At 68.5% G+C, this 19,454-nt stretch carries 19 protein-coding genes; 12 read left to right on the top strand and 7 right to left on the bottom strand.

The features are described from left to right. The first annotated feature begins 110 nt into the window (after positions 1-110). Positions 111-572 (top strand): pyridoxamine 5'-phosphate oxidase family protein, encoded by a 462-nt coding sequence (locus OKJ99_RS22010; protein ID WP_326018894.1) that lies wholly within the window; start codon positions 111-113, stop codon positions 570-572. 32 nt (positions 573-604) lie between these two features. On the opposite strand, the gene OKJ99_RS22005 is transcribed toward OKJ99_RS22010, so the two are convergent. Both OKJ99_RS22005 and OKJ99_RS22000 read right to left on the bottom strand, forming a co-directional pair. After that, positions 605-1,006: a nuclear transport factor 2 family protein gene (locus OKJ99_RS22005; RefSeq protein WP_326018892.1), complete on the bottom strand. Its 402-nt coding sequence runs from the start codon at positions 1,004-1,006 to the stop codon at positions 605-607. Positions 1,007-1,026: 20 nt separating this feature from the next. Further along, the gene (locus OKJ99_RS22000) at positions 1,027-1,524 is read right to left on the bottom strand and encodes a winged helix-turn-helix transcriptional regulator (RefSeq protein ID WP_326018890.1); all 498 of its coding nucleotides are present in this window, start codon (positions 1,522-1,524) and stop codon (positions 1,027-1,029) included. 92 nt (positions 1,525-1,616) lie between these two features. On the opposite strand from OKJ99_RS22000, the gene OKJ99_RS21995 reads away from it, so the two are divergent. Beyond that, positions 1,617-2,111, top strand: a complete 495-nt coding sequence (locus OKJ99_RS21995; RefSeq protein WP_326018888.1) for a PaaI family thioesterase — start codon at positions 1,617-1,619, stop codon at positions 2,109-2,111. A 36-nt stretch (positions 2,112-2,147) separates the two neighbouring features. Here the strand turns inward: OKJ99_RS21995 and OKJ99_RS21990 are convergent, their stop codons facing one another. After that, positions 2,148-2,753: a VanZ family protein gene (locus OKJ99_RS21990; protein ID WP_326018885.1), complete on the bottom strand. Its 606-nt coding sequence runs from the start codon at positions 2,751-2,753 to the stop codon at positions 2,148-2,150. 287 nt (positions 2,754-3,040) lie between these two features. On the opposite strand from OKJ99_RS21990, the gene OKJ99_RS21985 reads away from it, so the two are divergent. The 3 genes from OKJ99_RS21985 (at position 3,041) to OKJ99_RS21975 (ending at position 6,162) form a co-directional block, all read left to right on the top strand. Continuing rightward, positions 3,041-3,559 (top strand): lytic polysaccharide monooxygenase auxiliary activity family 9 protein, encoded by a 519-nt coding sequence (locus tag OKJ99_RS21985; protein ID WP_326018883.1) that lies wholly within the window; start codon positions 3,041-3,043, stop codon positions 3,557-3,559. A gap of 121 nt (positions 3,560-3,680) precedes the next feature. Next, a complete protein-coding gene (locus OKJ99_RS21980; RefSeq protein ID WP_326018881.1) occupies positions 3,681-4,406 on the top strand; it encodes a chitinase in 726 nt (241 codons plus the stop codon). A gap of 289 nt (positions 4,407-4,695) precedes the next feature. Then, positions 4,696-6,162: an MFS transporter gene (locus OKJ99_RS21975; RefSeq protein WP_326018920.1), complete on the top strand. Its 1,467-nt coding sequence runs from the start codon at positions 4,696-4,698 to the stop codon at positions 6,160-6,162. Positions 6,163-6,166: 4 nt separating this feature from the next. Here the strand turns inward: OKJ99_RS21975 and OKJ99_RS21970 are convergent, their stop codons facing one another. Continuing rightward, positions 6,167-7,342 carry a PucR family transcriptional regulator gene (locus tag OKJ99_RS21970; RefSeq protein ID WP_326018879.1) on the bottom strand — a complete coding sequence of 392 codons (1,176 nt, stop codon included), beginning with the start codon at positions 7,340-7,342 and terminating at the stop codon, positions 6,167-6,169. Positions 7,343-7,492: 150 nt separating this feature from the next. On the opposite strand from OKJ99_RS21970, the gene OKJ99_RS21965 reads away from it, so the two are divergent. Continuing rightward, the gene (locus OKJ99_RS21965) at positions 7,493-8,692 is read left to right on the top strand and encodes an FAD-dependent monooxygenase (protein ID WP_326018877.1); all 1,200 of its coding nucleotides are present in this window, start codon (positions 7,493-7,495) and stop codon (positions 8,690-8,692) included. Positions 8,693-8,825: 133 nt separating this feature from the next. On the opposite strand, the gene OKJ99_RS21960 is transcribed toward OKJ99_RS21965, so the two are convergent. The 3 genes from OKJ99_RS21960 to OKJ99_RS21950 form a co-directional block, all read right to left on the bottom strand. Next, complete coding sequence (locus tag OKJ99_RS21960; RefSeq protein WP_326018875.1) at positions 8,826-10,610, bottom strand: family 43 glycosylhydrolase; 1,785 nt, start codon at positions 10,608-10,610, stop codon at positions 8,826-8,828. Positions 10,611-10,667: 57 nt separating this feature from the next. Then, positions 10,668-11,177 carry a hypothetical protein gene (locus OKJ99_RS21955; protein ID WP_326018873.1) on the bottom strand — a complete coding sequence of 170 codons (510 nt, stop codon included), beginning with the start codon at positions 11,175-11,177 and terminating at the stop codon, positions 10,668-10,670. Positions 11,178-11,329: 152 nt separating this feature from the next. After that, positions 11,330-13,096 (bottom strand): coagulation factor 5/8 type domain-containing protein, encoded by a 1,767-nt coding sequence (locus OKJ99_RS21950; RefSeq protein ID WP_326018871.1) that lies wholly within the window; start codon positions 13,094-13,096, stop codon positions 11,330-11,332. A gap of 310 nt (positions 13,097-13,406) precedes the next feature. Between OKJ99_RS21950 and OKJ99_RS21945 the strand changes: the two genes are divergently transcribed. The 6 genes from OKJ99_RS21945 (at position 13,407) to OKJ99_RS21920 (ending at position 19,335) form a co-directional block, all read left to right on the top strand. Then, the gene (locus OKJ99_RS21945) at positions 13,407-13,886 is read left to right on the top strand and encodes a hypothetical protein (protein WP_326018869.1); all 480 of its coding nucleotides are present in this window, start codon (positions 13,407-13,409) and stop codon (positions 13,884-13,886) included. A gap of 99 nt (positions 13,887-13,985) precedes the next feature. Then, entirely contained in the window at positions 13,986-14,264 is a 279-nt protein-coding gene (locus OKJ99_RS21940; RefSeq protein WP_326018867.1) for a hypothetical protein, read from the top strand. Then, positions 14,261-14,479 (top strand): hypothetical protein, encoded by a 219-nt coding sequence (locus OKJ99_RS21935; RefSeq protein WP_326018865.1) that lies wholly within the window; start codon positions 14,261-14,263, stop codon positions 14,477-14,479. Before OKJ99_RS21940 ends, OKJ99_RS21935 begins: the two co-directional genes overlap by 4 nt. Positions 14,480-14,510: 31 nt before the next feature. After that, positions 14,511-14,870, top strand: a complete 360-nt coding sequence (locus OKJ99_RS21930) for a hypothetical protein (protein ID WP_326018863.1) — start codon at positions 14,511-14,513, stop codon at positions 14,868-14,870. 56 nt (positions 14,871-14,926) lie between these two features. Further along, positions 14,927-15,214, top strand: coding sequence for a colicin immunity domain-containing protein (locus tag OKJ99_RS21925; protein WP_326018861.1), 288 nt, complete (start codon positions 14,927-14,929; stop codon positions 15,212-15,214). A 536-nt stretch (positions 15,215-15,750) separates the two neighbouring features. Further along, positions 15,751-19,335, top strand: a complete 3,585-nt coding sequence (locus tag OKJ99_RS21920; RefSeq protein WP_326018859.1) for a LamG domain-containing protein — start codon at positions 15,751-15,753, stop codon at positions 19,333-19,335. Positions 19,336-19,454 lie beyond the last annotated feature (119 nt).

Below are 19,454 nucleotides of genomic sequence, written 5' to 3'. Positions count from 1 at the left end.
GTGCCCCCGGTTCCATCGATCCGGGGGCACAGGTGTGTGTGCCTCGGTCGCTGGGAGTAGGTCCTGCGCCTGAGGTGCGCTTCGTGCCTGCTTGGCTAGGGTCGGCCCTCATGGAGACCAGGGGAATCGCTCGCCGCCCGACAGCGGAGCGCATGCGCGACGCTCTGGAGCGGCTCGCCACCGAACGGGACGTATGGGTGTCGACGGCTCACCCCGAGCACGGACCGCACCAGGTGCCGCTGTGGTTCGTGTGGGACGGGCGCGCGGCGTGGATGTGCACCAGCGCCGCGTCCGCGACCGTGCGCAACGTCCGCGAGGAGCCGCGCGTGCACCTGTCGCTGCCGGACACCTTCGACGTGCTGCTCGTCCAGGGCGAGGCGGAGTGCTTCCCGGACCAGGAGGTGCCCGAGGACGCGGCGGCGGCGTTCGCCGAGAAGTTCGGTTGGGACCCCCGCTCGGAAAAGGGCTCCTTTGTGTACGTACGCGTGGTCCCTCGGACGGTACGCGCCTGGCGCGGCGAGCCGGAACTGCGCGGGCGGATCATCATGCGCGAGGGGAAGTGGCTGGGATAGCGGCCGTCCCGGCCCCGGCGGCAAGGTGTGCCTCACGCCTCCTGGGGCAGGACGGTGGGCTGGTAGGCGAGCAGGAGCCAGCGGTCGCTCTCGCGCACCCATACGGCCAGGGACCGGTTCGCCAGCGTCTTGCGCACGCCACCCGCGGTGAGGTCGGCGTGCATCTCCCCCACCACTACGGCGGTGTCTCCGGTGACGACGATCCGGTCCACCGGGTGTTCGATGCGGTGGTACACGTAGAAACCCGCCCGGAGCTTGTCCAGGTACGAGTCCCGGGTGTCCACCACCGCGTTGGAGTGGGTGTAGGCGAGCTCGGGGTGCGCGAGCGCGGTGAAGGCTTCGAGGTCTCCCGCGATCACCGCCTCGTACCTGGCGTCCTCCAGGGAGCGGATCGTCTCCTCGACGCCAGCGGTGGGAGTACTGCTTGCAGTCATGGAACTCTTTCCGTCTTCCGTCAGGCACCGCGCACGTCGCGCGTCGGCTGATTCGCGCGCATGCGCGCCCCCGGCCCCGGCCTGGCGACGGCCTCGCCGGGTGTCAGTGCGGTGTGCCCCTGCTCGCACTCGGCCACCACACGTATCGGGGCTCCGCACCCCTCGTGCCGCAGGTCGAGCACCGGTGACGGTTCGTCGCCCAGGTGCGCCTCCCCCCACTGCTTCAGGGCTACCAGGACCGGCCACAGGTCCCAGCCCTTGCGCGTCACCCGGTACTCGTTGCGCGCGCGACTCCCCGGCTGTTGGTACGGCGTGGCCCTGAGGATGCCCGCCGCGGTCAGCTTCCGCAGACGGTCGCTGAGGACGGCCTCCGACAGGCCGATATGGCGGCGGAAGTCATCGAAACGACGGACCCCGTTGAAGGCGTCACGCAGGATCAGCAGGGTCCACTTCTCGCCCACGACTCCGAGGGTGAGCTGGACCGGACAATTCTCCGTGCTCGTCTCAAGCCACTCCATCCCGTCATCTTAGGAGCCTGACTTCATGATTGACAGCCAGAGACCACGGCGCTAACTTCTGATTTCGAAGCCAGATGACGAGGAGCGGGACTGTGGGACGAACGCGTACGTACGAGTGGGAGGACCCCACGCTCCTGGCCGCGTCCGTCGGCCACACCTCGGGGCTGGACCTGCTGCGCGAGCTGCAAGCCGGGCGCCTCCCCGCGGCACCCGTGAGCGCCACCGTCGGCTTCAGCCTGGACGAGGCGGAAAAGGGACACGTCGTGTTCTCGCTGGTCCCCGGCGAGGAGCACTACAACCCCATCGGCAGCGTGCACGGCGGGATCTACGCGACGCTGCTCGACTCGGCGGCCGGCTGCGCGGTCCATTCGACCCTGCCGCCGGGCATGGGCTACACCTCGCTCGACCTGAACGTGAAGTTCCTGCGCCGGATCACCGTGGACACCGGTCGCGTCCGCGCCATCGGCACGGTGGTGCACAGTGGGCGCCAAACCGCCCTCGCACAGGCCCAGTTGGTCGACGCGACGGACCGCGTACTGGCCCACGCGACCAGCACGTGCATGCTCTTCCCGCTGACCACTCCTTGATCGTGCTCAGCACATCCGTGGAGCCCTTCGGTGTGATCAGTGGCGCTTGAGCCGCAGCAGTTCGGACGGCCCCTTGCCGGGAAGCCTTGACGCGTTCTTCTTCCTGGCGGCCGCCGCCCGATCCGGCCCGTCGGCCGCTCGGGTGCGTGGGCGCCACCAGTGGTCACGGCGCGGGTGCAACGCCCGGCCGAGCCTGCGCCCCATGAAGAGGTACCCGACAAAGGCGCCCGCCGCGTTGAGGATCACGTCATCGATGTCGAACGCCCGGCCGGTGACCAGCAGCCCCTGAGCGATCTCGACGGTCAGCATCACGAACGCCGTCATGAGCACCACCCGGACGAAGCCCCGGGTGCGCGGGAAGAGCACCGGCAGCAGGACCCCGAACGGCACTCCGAGGACGACGTTCCCGCCGACCTGCTTGATCGTGTCGCGCCAGTCGGGCTGGTCGAAGTACAGGCCGATCGAACTGCCCGGGTGCAGGTTGGTGTGCGTCAGCGACTCCGACACGGGTGAAGGAACGAGGGTGGCCTTCGCCAGGGCGACGGCGAAGGCCACCATGCAGACGAAGCCGACCGCCATGACGAAGGCGCGGACCAGCCGCCGGCCCCACGAGTACCGCCGCGTGCGCGATTCAGGTTCCATGTACCGCCGGTTACCACGGAGTCGGCGCCGCACACGCCCCGCGGCCGGTCCGGCCGTCCACCACGAACCCCGGATTCCTCACGAGGACCTTGACACGCCCACCACCACTTGTATGGTCTAGTCCAAGCAACGGCCGTTCTGCTCAAGGGAGTTCACCCGCGCCACGCGTCGGGTGAACCCCCTCCTGCCCCCTTCGCGCCTCTTGGCCCCACCCTCGAGAGGCCGACCCGAGCGTGCGCCCCCACTTCACGCACGCCTCCGGGAAGACCTGAAGTGAAGGAGTACGCATGAACGCCAGAAGGAAGACCGCCGCGCTCATCGGCGCGGCCCTGGCCCCCGTCATCGCCGTCAGCCTTCCCGCCGGTTCGGCGAGCGCCCACGGCTACATCTCCAGCCCGCCCAGCCGGCAGGCGCAGTGTGCCGAAGGCACCGTCTCCTGCGGTGACATCACCTACGAACCGCAGAGCGTCGAAGGCCCCAAGGGCCTGAAGAGTTGCAGCGGCGGCAACAGCCGGTTCGCCGAACTCGACGACGACTCCAAGGGCTGGGTCGCCACTCCGGTGAACCGCAATGCCGCCTTCGAATGGAAGCTGACGGCGCAGCACGCCACCAGCACCTGGCAGTACTTCGTCGGCGGCCAGGAGATCGCCGAGTTCAACGACAACGGCGCCAAGCCGGGCGCGACGGTCACCCACCAGGTCGACTTCGGCTCCCTGACAGGTCATCAAAAGGTCCTGGCCGTCTGGAACATCGCCGACACGTCGAACGCCTTCTACGCCTGCATCGACGTGAACGTGGGCGGCTGACCCAGCACTTCGGTACGGCGGCGCCGCGGGTCTTCCTCCCACGGCGGGCCCCGGCCCGTCACGGCCCGCGGCGCCGCACCCCCCACCCCCCACCACTCCCCCTCGATCGGAGTGCTTCGCCATGCGCCTCCGCAAGCTCAGCCTGCTGACCGCAACCGCATCCGCCGCCGCCCTCGGGACACTGACCCTGGCCGGCCCCGCGTCCGCCGAAAAGGTGGGCGCGCAGGCCGACTTCGTCGTCAGCCAGAGCCAGTTCGACCAGATGTTCCCGGGCCGGAACTCCTTCTACACGTACGAAGGCCTGACCGCCGCGCTCAGCGCCTACCCGGGGTTCACCGGGACGGGCAGCGACACCGTCCGCAAGCAGGAGGCCGCGGCCTTCCTCGCGAACGTGAGCCATGAAACCGGCGGCCTGGTGTATGTCGTCGAGCAGAACACCGCCAACTACCCGCACTACTGCGACAGTTCGCAGTCGTACGGCTGCCCTGCTGGTACCGACAAGTACTACGGACGCGGCCCGATCCAGCTCAGCTGGAACTTCAACTACAAGTCCGCGGGCGACGCGCTCGGCATCGATCTGCTCCACAACCCCGACCTCGTGCAGAACGACGCGGCCGTCGCCTGGAAGACCGGCCTGTGGTACTGGAACACGCAGAGCGGTCCCGGCACCATGACCCCGCACAACGCCATGGTCAACGGGGCCGGATTCGGCGAGACCATCCGCAGCATCAACGGCACCCTCGAGTGCAACGGGGCCAACCCCGGCCAGGTGCAGAGCCGTATCGACAACTACAAGAAGTTCAGCCAGATCCTCGGCGTCGACCCGGGCGCGAATCTGAGCTGCTGAGCCGGAAACGGCGTCGTCGGTGAGACGGCGCCGCGCGCGCCCGGGGCGGGACCGGCCGCCCCGGGCGCGCTCACCTCACTGCCCCCTCGGATGTGCTGCGAAATGGTGTGCCGAAGCATGTGCCGGGAAGTCGTCCTCGACATGCGCCGAGTGATCTATATGCGGAGACTCGGCCCTGACGAGCAGAGAAGAGGACGACAGCGAGAGGTGGCATCGGCACGTGGCCCACACACCTTCCGACGGCCCGACCACCAGCGGCCGCAGGCGTATGCCGGAGTCCGTCGCGGACATGCCCCGGCATGTGCGAGAGGAGCTGGCTCGCCGGCTGCGGCGCACCAAGCGGGCCTATCGCAAGCAGGACGTCCAGGTCGTCGAGAAACCACTGCTCAAGCGGGCTGTCAGCGCATCGGCGCTCGGCAACTGCATGGAGTGGTTCGACTTCGGTGTCTACAGCTACCTCGCCGCCACCATCGGCAAGGTCTTCTTCCCCGGCGCCTCCCCGGGCGCCCAGCTGATCTCGTCCTTCGCCACATTTGCTGCCGCGTTCGTGGTGCGACCGCTCGGTGGCCTGGTGTTCGGCCCGCTCGGTGACCGCATCGGGCGGCAGAAGGTGCTCGCCACCACCATGATCATGATGGCGGCCGGAACGTTCTCGATCGGCCTCATCCCGAGTTTCGAGACGATCGGTATCGCCGCTCCCATTCTTCTGCTCGTCGCCCGAATGGTGCAGGGCTTCTCGACCGGTGGCGAATACGGCGGTGCCACCACCTTCGTCGCCGAGTACTCACCGGACCGCCGGCGCGGCTTCCTCTCCAGCTGGCTCGACTTCGGCACCTTCGTCGGCTACGCCCTGGGATCCGCGCTGGTCACCGTATTGAACGTGGCTCTCACGGACGACCAGATGCTGTCCTGGGGCTGGCGCCTGCCGTTCCTGATCGCCGGACCGCTCGGTGTCATCGGCCTGTACATGCGGCTGAAGCTGGAGGAATCCCCCGCGTTCCAGCAACAGCTCGACGAACACGAGAAAGGTCTCGCCCAGGACTCGGTCGGCAGTGAGTTCAAGACCATCGTCCGCGAACACTGGCGCCCCCTGTTGGTGTGCATGGGCCTGGTCCTGCTCTACAACGTCACGAACTACATGGTCACCGGTTATCTGCCGACCTATCAGACGGAGACGCTCGACCGCTCCAGCACCTCGGCGGACATCCTGGTCCTCATCGGCATGGGGTGGATCGTCCTCCTCATCACCTTTTTCGGACGCCTCAGCGACCACATCGGCAGGCGCCCCCTGTACGCGGGCGGGGCCGTCGCCATGATCGTCCTCGCCATCCCCGCCTTCCTCCTCATCAAGGCGCAGGGCACCTGGCCACCCATCTTCGGCGTGCTGATCCTGTCGACGCTCCTCGCATGCTTCGCCGCGCCGAGCGCCGCCACGCTGCCCTCACTGTTCCCGACCGCGGTGCGGTACGCGGCGATGGGCATCGGCTTCAACTTCGCCGTGGCGGCGTTCGGAGGCACCACCCCGCTGGTGACAGAGGCACTGGTGAACGCGACCGGCAACAAGCTGATCCCCGCCTACTACTTGATGGCGGCGGGAGTCATCGGCCTGGTGACCGTCAAGTTCCTGCCGGAGAGCGCACAACTGCCCCTCAACGGCTCCCAGCCGATGGTCGGCTCCACGGAGGAACAGAAGGAACTCATCGACACCTCCCAGGACTTGTACCGATACGCCAAGGAGGAGTCCTCGGCGCGCTGACCGGCTATCGGCCGCCCCACGGCCCGAGGCCGGCGAGTTGGGCGATCCTCAGACCCGTGTGGAGCTCGCGCCGCAGTCGGCCGTCGCTGAGGTCGTCTCCGACGGCGGAACGGATCTTGCCGAGCCGGTAGTAGAGCGTCGAGCGGTGGATGCCGAGCACCCGAGCGGTCTGCTGGGCGTCGCCGCCCCGGTCGAGGTAGCGGTCCAGCGTCGTCAGGAGCTCAAGGCTGAGGCCCGCGGTGATCAGGCGGTGGACCGGCGGTGGAAGGTCGTCGACGCCGAGTGTCTCCAGCGGCAGCCGCGCGAGCGTGCCGTCGAGGCCCACCTGCTCCCAGTCGGTGACGGTCGAGTGGTCCTGCGGTGCGAAGTAGGAGGCACGCCAGGCCAGCCGTGCGCGCTCGAAGGAACGGTGGACGTCGGTCAGCCCGACCAGTGGGCCGATACCGGCGCGTACGCCCGCGACCTGCGGCTGTTCGAGAATGCGGGTCAGCCGGTGTTGGACGACCGGCCGCGGGAAGAGCAGGACTCCAAGCCCGTCGGGCAGCGGCGCACCGGCCGCGGAAGCGGTCGAGGCCTGGGCCACGAACCTGAGCGTCACCGTGACGGCCAGAGCCGCCCTTTCGCCGTCGCGGGGCGAGGCGGTGCGCGGGTCGGTGCCGAGCACGACCGGGCAGTACCGCCCCGATGCGCTGAGGATCCGCTCGGACACGAGCGCCTCGGCCGCGGCCGCCCGCCGCTCCGGGCCACCGGTGACCAGGTCGACAGTCAGACTCCGCGAACGCGCGAGCTCCCGCTCGGCGCGGAGGCCGCGGAGGGCCAGCAGGTCACCGAGTGACGGGCCCGCCGCCACCAGTCTGTCGGGCACATCGACCGGAACGCGCTCCGTGCCGAGCACCAGAACCAGGTAGCCCGTGATCCGGTGATTCCGGTCGGCGAGTCGCAGGAAGAGACACTCCCCGAGTACCGGCACCGGCTCGACGCAGTACGCATGAGTGGTGGTTCGTGGCAGGTCCCACGAGTCGCTGTGTGCCAGGACGTGCGAAAGCCGTCCGCGGTCGGTCTCGCTCTCGTGGATGGAGTAGCCGACCACGCGCATCGTCTCGTCGATGAGGATGAGCCGGTGCCCGACGGCCTCGGAAAGGTCCTGGACCGCGTCGTCCAGGTCGGGTATCCGCTGCATGAACGCATCGTAGACACGCTCCGACACACTGTCGGACCGCGGTGGTGAAGGTTGCCACTGCGGGCCGATGCCGGTCACCGCGCACCCCGCCTAGCGTCGGACCGACCGATCGACCGAGCGATCGACCGAGCGAGCGATGAGGAGTCGAGCATGACGGGTGTGAACTCAGGGCGGAGGGTCGCCATCGTGGGCGCGGGGATCGGAGGACTGACCCTCGCCGTCGAGCTGCGCAGGCAGGGCCTGGAACCTCACGTGTACGAACAGGCCGAGGAACTGCGCGAGGTGGGTGCGGCGGTCGCGCTGTCGGCGAACGCGACCCGCTTCCTCCGCGACCGGACCGGCATCGGCGAAGGGCTGGCGGAGAAGGCCGCCGACGTCGACGGGTTGGTCTTCCGCGACGGCCGGGACGGCCGCGTGATCGGCCGGGTGCTCTCCCGCGAGGCCTACCGGGCGCGGTGCGGGGCGCCGTACTACGGCATCCACCGTGCCGACATCCAGCAGCTGCTCGCCAGTGCCCTCGGCGGCGTCGGCCTCCACCTGGGGAAGCGTTTGGTACGCATCGACGACAGCGGCGCCGCGGCGGCGGTCCTGCACTTCGCCGACGGGGACCGTGCGGAGGCCGACCTGGTCATCGGCGCCGACGGCGCGAAGTCATTGCTGCGCCGTGAGGTCGTCGGCTACGACGATGCCCGCTTCTCGGGCTGCTACGGCTGGCGCGGCATCGTCGGGCCTCAGCACCTGGACCTTCTCCCGGACCCCGCGGCGATCCAGTTCTGGATGGGGCCGGGCGGCCACCTGCTCCACTACCCGATCGGCAGCGGCGAGCAGAACTTCCTGCTGGTCAAGCGACTTGAGGGGCCATGGCCCGAACAGGCCTGGCTCGCGCCCGGCACGCCCGGCGAACATGTTGCCGCCTTCGAGGGCTGGCACCCCGCCGTCATCCAGATGATCAACGCGGTGCCGACCGGCGACCGTTGGGGGCTCTTCCACCGGCCGCCTCTGCACCAGTGGAGCAAGGGACGCGTCACCCTGCTCGGGGACGCCGCGCATGCGCTCGTCCCCCACCACGGCCAGGGCGCGAACCAGTCGATCGAGGACGCGATCGTCCTCGCCGACTGCCTGACCGACGCGCTCGCCCGGGGCGAGGACTGGGAGCCGGCGCGGCTGCGCTACCAGGTGCGGCGCCTGGAGCGCACCCGCAAGGTGCAGGTCGCCTCGATCACGACGGCCGACGTCCTTCACCTCCCCGACGGGGCCCGCGCCGAGGCGCGCAACGCACGCCTCGGCGCGCCCGACGCTTGGGAGCGTCACCTCGCCTGGATCCATGAGTACGCGGCCGACCGCGACTGAGACACCGTCGCGCACATCGCCCACATCGCCCACATCGCCCACGTCGCGACCTCGGCGACATCAGCGATAGCGGCGACATCGGTGACGCCCGTGACATCGGTGACATCGATCGGAGCGCGCTCCCGGCCTCACGTCACCGCACCACGACCGGCACCGTCACCTTCACCGCCTCCGGTCGTCCCCCGTGGCGTGCCTGGTGCACGTCGCGGTACGACCCGTCCGCCCGGCGCCGCTGGTACACCAGCGTCAGCCGTGCCGTGCCCCTGCGCAGCCCGCGGAGTGTCACCGTGCCGTCCTCGACGCGTACCGACGCCGGGCCGGCCGGGCGGAGTTCGGCCCGCACCCGGTTCTCCGGTGCCGACAGGTCGAACGCGGCGCCCGCGGCACTGCGCACCGCGCAGGCGACGTCCACCGCTCCGCCCACGCGCACCGCGGCCGGCCCGACAGTGAGCGTGAACGGAGCGGTCCCGGCGGGCACGGGTTCGTCGCCGGTGGACTGGTCGATGGTGAGCAACGGGCGGCCCGCGGCGCCAGCGTCAGCGTGGTGATCGTCGATGCGCAGCCGCTCGGTGTAGACGACGCGGTCGGGCGACGTGGGCGACGTCCGGCCGTGGTGCACGTAGTACAGCTCGCTGCCGTCCGGTGAGGAGGCCGGACTGCCGTGGCCGGTGGAGTACATCCCGACGTCGGGATTCTGCGAGAGCACCGGGTTGTTCGGGTACTTGCGCCACGGGCCCAACGGATGCTCCGCGACGGCGTAGCCCACGCCGTAGTACTGGTTCTCGAAGTTGTTGGCGGAGTAGGTCAGGTAGTACAAGGTGCGCCGCTCACCGGCGTGGACGTAGTCGTGCCGCCAGGCCGTGGAGCCCTCTTCCCAGCGGCGGTCCTTCTTCGAACCACCCGACGTCGCATGGTCGTTGACGTGTGCGTCCTCCCAGGACTGCGGGTCGGCCGCGTAGGTGAGGACGGGAACGAACCCGTCCCGGCGCCGCCCGTCGGCGCCACCCGTTCCGGAGCCGGTCCGCGCGTTGGCGTCGACGTAACGGGGGTGGATGGTGGGCATGGTCGCGCCTTCGGGGTCCCGCCACCAGTGCGTGGTCAGCTCGACGGCGGCGATGTTGGACTCCTCGACGTACTTGCCGAGGCCGGTGTCCCACACCCAGTTGCGGTAGGCGTTGCTGGAGAAGTAGAGGTAGATCCGCCCTTCGTCGAAGAGCAGGTTCGGGTCGATCATCGGGATGTAGGAGCCCAGCGGCGCGGTGCGCCCCTCCTCCTCGGTGGCCGGCGGGGTGAGCTGATCGGCGTCCATGATCAGGTTGACGTCGTGGTAGTCCGGTTTGTACGGGTGGTAGTCCAGCGGCCGGTCGTCGATGTTGCGGAACGGGCCCTCGGGCGTGCGGGACACCGCGACGCCGATCGAGCACGGCTCCTCGAAGTCCGGGTAGCGGAAGTACTGTTCGGCCAGGGTGCTGCCCATGCGGGCCGCGTAGAACAGGTAGTACAGGCCGGTGTCGGGGTTGCGGTAGACCTCCGGCGCCCAGAACCAGTCCTTGCCCCACTGCTTCGGGTCGTCGGCGCGCAAAGCCCCACCGGGCAGGCGCTCCCACGTCGACAGGTCGGGCGAGCGGTGCACGCCGAAGTAGTAGCCGTCGTCCGAACCGCCCGTGCAGTACGCGTAGTAGTAGCCGCTGGGCTCGTCGAACAGCACGTGGGGGTCGCCGCCGGACGTCGTCGCGTCGTTGGCGTACGTGGCGTCGGTGGCGTACGTGGCGGTGGACGGGCGTGCGCCGCGGTCGGGTCGCCGCGGAGAGGCGGCGGCGACCCCTGGCGTCAGGGCCGCGGCGGCGAGGGCCAACGTCCCGCCGAGGACGGCACGTCTGGCGGGCGGGAACGAGGGGCTCGCGGGCTCGCGGCTCATGACTGCACCTTCTTCGACGGAACGACGGACAAACAGAGTCGGGAGGGGCGGCCGCGGTCAGCAGCCGCCACAGTTGTAGAACGTCACGTCCCAGTGGTTGCCCTCGTCCGCGTACACGTTGCCGGACCCGGCCTTGTACTGCGGGGCGCCGTCGCCGCGCAGGCCGATGTAGGTGAAGTGGTTCTTGATGTAGTTCGTGACGCAGGTGTTCTTGCCGAAGTCGAGCTTGTAGCCGTTCCAGTGCGAGTACGTGCCGCTCGCGTGGCCGGTCTCGGTGCCACCCGTGATGTTGAGCGCGCACCCACTGGCCGACTTCAGCGTCTGGGCACCCTGGGCGGTGGCGAGATTGAGCTGGTCGAACGACGTGCACGTGGACACGTTGCGGTCGGAACAGCCGCCGGACGAGGACCACGTGATCCCGGCCGAACGGAACATCGACGTCGCCGTCGCGTGCGAGATCTTCGTGGCGGCGAACGCGTCGGTGGAGGTCGTCAGCACGCCGAAGCCGGGAGCGACGAGTGCCGCCGTGGTGAGGGCGAGTGCGGTGAGCGCGGAGCGGATACGCATGGGGATCGCGGCCTTCCTGCCAGTGCCTGAGTGGGGTGTGACAGCTGTGACGCAGGTGGATCGGCCCAGATCGTGCCAGGGTCTACGCGCGTGCGGAAGACCCTGGACGGTCGGCGCCGCGGCGGCCGACCGTCCAGGACCGGTGTCGTCCGTCAGGGGTAGGACACCACGGTCGACGGGACGGTGTCGCTGCCCGAGGTGGCGGCGCCGGTTTCGTTGATGACGTGTTCGTACTGGCCTTTGCCGCCCAGTGACACCACGAGCAGGTCGTGGAACTTCACGCCCGGTGTGTTCGGGGCGGCGAAGCCGTGGTGCTGCACGATCGTCGGGTCGACGTTGTAGAAGCAGTACGAGCCCAGGCCCCAACCCTCGTGGCTTGTCACGGAGTTGGCGACCTTGTAGGCGGCGAAGCCCTTGGTGCTGCCGTCCTGGACGGCGGCCTGGTTGGGGGCGTCGTACGCCTTCTCGTTCTGGAAGAAGATCGTGCGGCCGCGCTCACCGGACCACTGGACGTCGTACTTGTTGAAGTGCTCGACGAACAGGCCGGTCATCAGCACGTCGTCGCCGTTGACGACGACGCCGTAGTCGGCTCGGTTGGTGTCCCAGCCCACGCCCTCGCCGTGGTCGGCGCGCCACACCCATGTGTGGTCGACGATGGTGTGCCGGGCGTTGACGACCAGGCTGGTGGTGGCCTTGCCGGCGCCGGCGCCGCCGATGCGGACGAACACGTCCTGCACGGTGATGGGGTCGGCGGAGTGGTCCGCGGAGGCGCCCTGCGGCCCGATCTCCAGCAGGGTGGGCGAGTTGACGGTCCCGGCGTCCACCAGGAACCCGGCGAGCCGCACGCCGTTCACGTCCGCCACCTTCAGCGCCGTCACGCCGCCGTCCGGGACGAGGGTGGCGTAGCCGAGGCCGAGGACGACGGTGCCCGCGCGGTTCACCTGGACCGGGGCGTCCAGGTGGTAGATCCCGGGCGTGAGAAGGAGGTTGAGCCCTTGGGCGAGGGCGGCGTTGAGGGTGCTCGCGCTGACGCCGGGCTGGGCGACGTAGAACTGACTCAAGGGGAGCGAGGTGCCGCGCGGGGTGCCGCTGCCCCAGGTCGTGCCGCGTGCGTTGGTCCGCTTCTCCGGCAGGAACACCTTGTAGTCCGCGCCGTCCAGGTACAGGAACGGCTTCTCGCGGGAGACGGGGGTGGTGTCGAGGGTGGTGTACGGCGGGTTCGGGAACGCCTGCGCGGGCGCGCCCTCAACTCCCGAGAACACCATGTTCCAGACGGCGTTCTGCCAGCCACCCACCGAGGAGTCGCGGGTGTACCACTGCTGCTGGGAGTACGGGCCGACGGTGCCGTCGATGCGACTGTCGGCGATGTAGCCGCCGCTGGCCCAACCGTAGCCGTCCGGGGAGAGGTTGAGGCCGCCGCGCACGTGCATGCGGCGGAACGGGGCGGCCTGGGCGACGGCCCACCGGTTCGTCCCGTTCACCGGCACCAGCGCGAGATTCTCGGCGCTGCGCCAGAAGTTCTGCGTGGCGTTGCCGTTGAACCAGCCCGCGTCGACGGTGACGTCGCCGTTGATGGTGGTGTCGTCCGGGGACAGTCCGAGGCCGGATATCGAGGTGTAGAAGCCGAGTTGGGCGTTGAGTCCGTTGTAGGTGCCCGGCTTGAACAGCAGTTGGTAGCGGCCGGAGCCGAACTGGGCGGACTCCTGCTGCTTGAAGATCTCGTCCAGCTTGGCCTGGATGCCGGGCGTGGACGGGTCGAACACGATCACGTTGGGCCCGAGGTCACCGCCTGCGGCGAGGGGTTTGCGGCGCGCGGGCGCGGCCGGCGCCGACGTCGCCCCGAGGGCGGGCAGCGCCGCGCCGATGGCGGCCGCGCCGAGTACGGTGCGGCGCGATAAGGGCAGGGGGAAGCGAGTCACAGCGGCTCTCCTTGTTCATGAAATGAACGAGTGGGGGTGGTGGGAGCGCTCTCTTGGCGACGCATGCTTCAGGGTTGTGAATCCTGCGTCAAGAGTTGCTGCGGAACTTAGTTCAGGAGGTGACGGAAGGGGGTTGGCGGAGGGCCCTCCCGACCTCTGCCGTTTGTACTCACCGGCGACTGCTGGCCCCATACGTCTCCAGCAACCGCCGTTGAGTACAAACCCACTTGGGCACCTGGCAGCCATCAGGCAAGATCCCTAGTGAACCCGCCTGACGCCGAACCTGGCCAGAGAAGACGGAGGGAGTCCCTTGAAGATCAATTTCACGCCGGACAGTCGCCATAACATCGGTCCGGGATGGGAAAAGGCCTGGCATGCCGGCCGTATCGACCTGGCGGCACTCACCGCAACGGATCTGCGCTACGGATTCTTCGAGTACCCGGTCGACCTCACCGTCGAAGGCCACGCTTTCCTTTCGGCTTCTCGGCCTCCATTGATCGACATCATGTTCAGCCTGGGACACTCACTGCAGATCCTGCACACCGACGGGAAGACGGAGATCGATTTCACCGAGAACACCTACGTCATCCACCTGCAACTGGTGGGCGATCAGGTGCGGTTCACCTCCACGCGTGGCGTTCCGACACCGCCTCCGAGCTCCTCGCTCGACTCATACACGTCCGAGGTCCGGTCCTTCATCGCCAACGGCCTGGAGTATCTCGAAGCTCAATACCCGGCACTGGTGCGGAATGCGGCAATGCACGAACTGCGGGTGCTGGCAGGGCTGTAACCGCCGGGGCGTGAAGCAGTGTCCTCGCCCCCATCCACATTCCGCCGGCCGGAAATCCAACCTTGAACTGAGGGTAGAGGGTTACAAGCAGTGAAAGACTTGCAGGACGACGAATACTGCCTCTACATCAATGGCACCGAGACCGCCGATCTCTGGGCCATCCTCTCCGACTGGACGAAGAGCGAGGACGAGGAGGAGTGGAACAAGCACGTTCTGCGCTTCTCGCGCCTGATCTCCTGCTGGCAGCCGCTCGGGTTCATCAAGGTGTTCCGTTCGGACGAGTGTCCGGCCGACCCGGCCAGCTGGGAGTACCAGGAGGAACCGACCCGCTGGATCTGTGTCGCCCCGGGCGACCGGAGCATCGAGGAAGCGAAATGATCCAGGTGGAAGCGCTGGGGCGGATCGTTTCGGGCGACGAGCAGGGGCGTTACGTATACATCCAGAAGCCCCCCGACGACCCACCGAGCTTCTTGGTGCTGACCGCCGCCGACCCCGACTTGAAGGTTGCTGGGGGCGACGAGTGGGTGGAGGACTTCGCTTCGTTGGAGCAGTTCTTCGACGAGGGTAACTGGGTTGTCGAATGGTCGACATGACAGAGATCCGTGATCTGGGGGGACACGTCCGGTGAAGGAATGGCGGGACGACGAGTACTGCCTCTTCATCAACGGAGGAGAGGGGTCGGACCTCTGGGCTCTCCTGGCCGACTTCTCGGAGACTGAGGACGAGGAGGAGTGGCGGACGCACATTCCGCGCTTCACACGTCTGATCCGGTGCTGGCAGCGCCTCGGCTTCATCAAGGTGTTCCAGTCGGACGAATGGCCCGCGCTCCTCACCAGCGAAGAGGTGACTGGCCAGGCCCTGGACACGCTCCTCGCCGACCCCACGAGCTGGGAGTACCAGGATCCGGTCCGCTGGACCTGTGTCGGATCCGGCGACCGGGACATCCAGCAACTGGAGGAAGGCATGTGCGACGAGCAGCGGTAGGCGCCGCCGACGGAAACCGCCGCACCCCTGGAAACGAAATGAGCAAGGTGAAAACGATGGAGCCCAGCGCTGAACCTTCGAGGGCGCTCGCGCCCTATGCGGGCATGGCCGAACTCTTCGTCTCCGGACGGATCGACGCGTTGCGGTTCGAGTCGCGGTTCTGGGAGGAGTTCCAAGGCGGCCCGCAGAGAATCTCGGACGCGGACTTCGCCGTACTCAACGAACTGTTCTACGTCGTCGAGGACTTCGTGCCGGATGTCGATGCGCGGGAGCCCGGTGATGTCACGGAACCGGAGCTGCTGGCCGCGGCGAAGACGTTCCTCGACCGCTGCCGAGCCGGCTGATCATTGCGGCCCGGCCCGCATCTCGGGCCGGGCCGCCTCCACCGTTTGCACTCAACGGCAGTTGCCCAGCCCCCACACGTCAGCCCCTGTACGTCTCCAGCAGCCGCCGTTAGATACAAACCTACCGGGACGACCGGTTGACATCGTGCGCATGAGCTCCCAGTGGGAGTGGAGGAGCGTGCACTGCAGCGTCCCGCAAGCTGTGATCTCGACGTTGCCCGTTGGCTTGAACCAGAGGCACCTGACGCCAACCAAGGTGCGCAGTAGGCGCATTGACCGACAGCTCCATGAAGATCACGAGCTTGACCGGACAAGCGGAATGATATTTACTGCCCCAGCACATGTGAAGAACACGTAAAAACGGGGTGGGGGACGTGCGTACACACAGGCGTCATAGGTTGGACCGGCGAAGACGTCGCAGCTCAGGGGGAGCCGCCGCCATCACGGCGTTAGCCCTGCTCGCCTCGCTGCAGGTACTCGGGGGGACAGCGGCGGCCACGACCGGAACGGCGCCGCAGGCCGCTATGAGCGGATCGATGACGCACGAGTCCGCGACGGCCCGCGCGGTCGCTGCGGGTGAGCCCGTGGAGGTCGTCGGGGAGCGCACCGAATACTCCATGACGCTGGCCAATCCGGACGGGACCTACAGTTTCACCCAGTCCGCCGTGCCGCAGCGCGTCAAGGGGGACGACGGCGGCTGGCAGCCCGTGGACGTGACGCTCGAGAAGCGCGGCGACGGAACGGTCGGTCCGAAGTCGGCCGTGGTGGACCTGTCGTTCTCCGGCGGAGGCGACGGCGCGAAGCTGATCGAGCTCGGCAGCGAACAGCGCACTGTGCGACTGGGCTGGGCGGACAGGCTGCCCGAGCCGAGACTGGACGGCGCGAAGGCGGTCTACGCGGAGGTTCTCGACGGGGTCGACCTGGAGTTGACCGCGACGACCGAGGGCTATCGCGAGGTCCTGGTCGTCAAGTCCGCCGAAGCCGCAGCCAATCCCGCGCTGGAACAGATCAAGCTCACGGCCTCCGCGACCGGTCTGCAGATAGTGACCGGCGCCGGCGGCGGCCTGCGCGCCGTGGACGACAACGGCAACACCATCTTCAAGGGGCCGGCCGGGCAAATGTGGGACTCGGCCAGTCAGGCCGCGGGGCCGCAGACCGCTAGCCGGATCACCACCGCCGCGGCCGAGGCGGAGGAACCGGACCCGGTCGAGGAGGGCACTCAGCCCCGTGCCGGTGACAACAGTGCCGTGATGCCCGTGCGGGTCGGCAGCACGTCCGTCTCCGTCAAACCCGATCTGGACCTGCTGCGTGGCGACCGGACCGTCTATCCCGTCCGCATCGACCCCTCGGTGGGCCTCGGCGTGTCCGAGCGCACCGTGCTGTCCTCTGACGGTGACAAGTTCTGGCAGTTCAACGGCGATTACGGTGTCGGGCGTTGCAGCGTCTCCGGTCCGTACTACTGCGGCAGCAACTACACCAACCGCATGTACTTCGAGTTCTCGCCCTCGAAGCTCGCCGGCAAGCACATCCTCGACGCCACCTTCCGCGCGTACAACACCTGGTCGTTCTCCTGCGATCCGAAGTGGGTCGACCTGGAGCGCACCAACAACATCTCCGAAGGCACCCGCTGGCCCGGCCCGAGCCAGCTCGATCAGATGGGCGACCGCTACATATCCAACGGCCGCGGCACCAACTGCAGCCCCGACCAGCCGGACGCCTGGGTCGAGTTCAACGACAACCCGGACGAGGGCGACGAGAATCTCGCCTCCACGGTACGGAAGTTCGCCGACGGCAAGATCTCGCGCCTGACCCTCATGCTGCGCGCCAAGGACGAGGGCGACCCCGAGGCCTGGAAGCGGTTCGACGACAACGCCGAGCTCAAGGTCAACTACGCGTACAAGCCCGGTGTGCCCACCAGCGTGGGAGTGATCCCGGGCGACGGCACCACCGCGTACTGCAACAAGTCGTCCTCCTCCCCGCTGACGGTCACGCGGATCGACCCGATGGTGCAGGCGGCGGTGCAGACGCTCGTCGAGCACAACAAGGGTGACGAAGAGGGCTCGCTGCAGGCCGAGTTCATCGTAGAGCGCGGCGACGACGCCGCCTGGCACCAGGTGTGGTCGGGCTACCGGCCGGACTCCGGGTGGGACCCGGACGGCACCGTCGAGCGGATGCGCACCTCCGACCGGGCGGACGGCGGCCTGTACCGGCTCAAGTCGCGTACGCAGTCGCACTGGTCCTACGGCGGTAAGTCGGGTGACCTGTTCTCCTCGTACTCCTCGTGGTGCTACTTCAAGATCGACTCGACGGCGCCCAAGGCCCCCACGATCACGGCGGGTTCGCCCTACACCTCGTGCACGGCGACGCTGTGCGAGGGCAAGGGCGGTCCGGGTGTGCCGGGCAGCTTCACCTTCAAGCCGAACGCGCTCGACAAGGACATCACCGGCTACCGCTGGCGGCTGCTGACCACCTCGGCCAAGGAGACGAAGACCGTCACCGGTTCGACCGTCACGGTGCCGAACGTCACGCCCTCCCTGTCCGGTACGCAGGTGCTGTCCGTGGAGGCAAAGGACGTGCGCAGCCGCTGGGGCACCCCGGCGGAGTTCACCTTCAAGGTGTCTCCCGCGGCCGGGCCCGTGGGCAATTGGCACTTCGACGACGGTGCGCCCGACTCGGGTGTCACCGTGGCCAAGGACACCGCGACCGAGGGCACCCGGCACGATGCCACCTTGCAGACCACCCATTCCGGCTGGTCGACGCTGGCGCGGCGCGGTGACAACGACTCGTCGCTGTACCTCAACGACGCGACGGCCGACAATCCGCGGGACGGCTACGCGGCCACGGCGTCCCCGGCGGTGAACACCAAGGACTCGTTCACCGTCTCGGCCTGGGCCTATCTGACGGACATCTCGTCGACCAAGGTGGTCCTGGCGGCGCCCGGCACCAACGCCTCGGCGTTCACGCTGTACTACTCGGCGTCGTACAAGAAGTGGGTGTTCAACCGCACCGCCACCGACACCAAGTCCAGCCCGGTGTACCTGCGTTCGTTCTCCGAGTCCGGTGAGCCGCCGCTGAAGGTGTGGACGCATCTGACCGGCGTGTTCGACACGAAGGGCGACACGGACAAGGCGAACGACACCATCCAGCTGTTCGTCAACGGTCGCCCGCAGGGCAGTCCGGTCGTCCTCAACACGGCGTCGAGCACCTACATGCCGTGGGTCTCCTCCGGCGGCATGCAGTTCGGCCGCTCCCTGGTCGGCGGCGTCTGGGGCGAGAACTACCGCGGCCGGGTCGACGAAGCCTCCGTGTGGCAGCGCGCCCTGACCGGCGACGAAGTCGCCGAGCAGGCCCAGCTGTTGGAGAACAGCGTCCCGGCCAATGAGCTGGTGGCGCACTGGGACGCCGCGTCCTCCACCGGTACAGAACTCAAGGAGCTCTCGTCCTATCCCGCACCGGCGCTGAAGCTGTCGACGGCGGGCGCGGCGCTCGACGAACAGAACGGACTCGTGCTGGACGGCACCGCAGGCCACGCCTCGGCATCCGGTCCGGTGACCGACGAGTCCGGCTCGTTCACGGTGACAGCGCGGGTGCAGATGGACTCGGCGAAGCTGGCGGCCAAGCCGGTCGGGTACGAGGCGCAGGTCGCGGGCCAGCAGGCGTCGGCCGGTGAGTCCTCGTGGGCGCTGTCGGTGGTCAAGCCGGCCGACGGTGTCTACCAGTGGAAGTTCACCCGCACCGCCGTCGGCGCCGACGGCAAGGCCACGCAGAGCGCCCGGGTGCCGGGCGGCGACATCGCGGAGACCGACACCTGGGTCCAGGTCACGGGCGTCTTCGACGCGCAGGAGGCCTGGGAGTGGACCGACCCGGACGATCCCGCCGAGTCGCAGACCCGCTACGGCAAACTCCACCTGTACGTGGGGCAGTTCGACCAGATCCCCGAGGATGACGCCGGGTTCACCGCCGCACAGCAGGGCACGGGCACGATCGCCGTGGGCCGCGGCAGCAAGAGCGGTACCACCGGGCGCTATCTGCCCGGCTCCCTGGAGGAACTGCGGATCTGGACCGGCGCGATGAGCGCCGACCAGATCGCCACGCAGGTACTCGGCGCCGAAGCGCTGTAGGGCCACAGCAGCACGATCCCGGCCGGGGCGAAGCAGCCCCGGCCGGGACCACCCCACACCCACCCGACCTCCGCCGCCCGCGGCGGGGTCGTCGCGTGCCCGGACGACGTGACGGGCGC

The sequence above is a fragment of the Streptomyces endophyticus genome, from assembly GCF_035798155.1.
GTDB classification, from domain to species: domain Bacteria; phylum Actinomycetota; class Actinomycetes; order Streptomycetales; family Streptomycetaceae; genus Streptomyces; species Streptomyces endophyticus.
Note: the sequence above shows the minus strand (reverse complement) of the source record. Positions and strands in the feature narration are given on the sequence as shown.

Bases quoted from the DNA above. Each gene is read 5' to 3' on its own strand.
- OKJ99_RS22005 (WP_326018892.1), bottom strand. From the start codon at position 1,006: ATGACTGCAAGCAGTACTCCCACCGCTGGCGTCGAGGAGACGATCCGC.
- OKJ99_RS21955 (WP_326018873.1), bottom strand. From the start codon at position 11,177: ATGCGTATCCGCTCCGCGCTCACCGCACTCGCCCTCACCACGGCGGCA.
- OKJ99_RS21985 (WP_326018883.1), top strand. From the start codon at position 3,041: ATGAACGCCAGAAGGAAGACCGCCGCGCTCATCGGCGCGGCCCTGGCC.
- OKJ99_RS21960 (WP_326018875.1), bottom strand. From the start codon at position 10,610: ATGAGCCGCGAGCCCGCGAGCCCCTCGTTCCCGCCCGCCAGACGTGCC.
- OKJ99_RS21975 (WP_326018920.1), top strand. From the start codon at position 4,696: ATGCCCCGGCATGTGCGAGAGGAGCTGGCTCGCCGGCTGCGGCGCACC.
- OKJ99_RS21990 (WP_326018885.1), bottom strand. From the start codon at position 2,753: ATGGAACCTGAATCGCGCACGCGGCGGTACTCGTGGGGCCGGCGGCTG.
- OKJ99_RS21970 (WP_326018879.1), bottom strand. From the start codon at position 7,342: ATGCAGCGGATACCCGACCTGGACGACGCGGTCCAGGACCTTTCCGAG.
- OKJ99_RS21925 (WP_326018861.1), top strand. From the start codon at position 14,927: ATGGAGCCCAGCGCTGAACCTTCGAGGGCGCTCGCGCCCTATGCGGGC.
- OKJ99_RS21935 (WP_326018865.1), top strand. From the start codon at position 14,261: ATGATCCAGGTGGAAGCGCTGGGGCGGATCGTTTCGGGCGACGAGCAG.
- OKJ99_RS22010 (WP_326018894.1), top strand. From the start codon at position 111: ATGGAGACCAGGGGAATCGCTCGCCGCCCGACAGCGGAGCGCATGCGC.
- OKJ99_RS21920 (WP_326018859.1), top strand. From the start codon at position 15,751: ATGACGCACGAGTCCGCGACGGCCCGCGCGGTCGCTGCGGGTGAGCCC.
- OKJ99_RS21965 (WP_326018877.1), top strand. From the start codon at position 7,493: ATGACGGGTGTGAACTCAGGGCGGAGGGTCGCCATCGTGGGCGCGGGG.
- OKJ99_RS22000 (WP_326018890.1), bottom strand. From the start codon at position 1,524: ATGGAGTGGCTTGAGACGAGCACGGAGAATTGTCCGGTCCAGCTCACC.
- OKJ99_RS21980 (WP_326018881.1), top strand. From the start codon at position 3,681: ATGCGCCTCCGCAAGCTCAGCCTGCTGACCGCAACCGCATCCGCCGCC.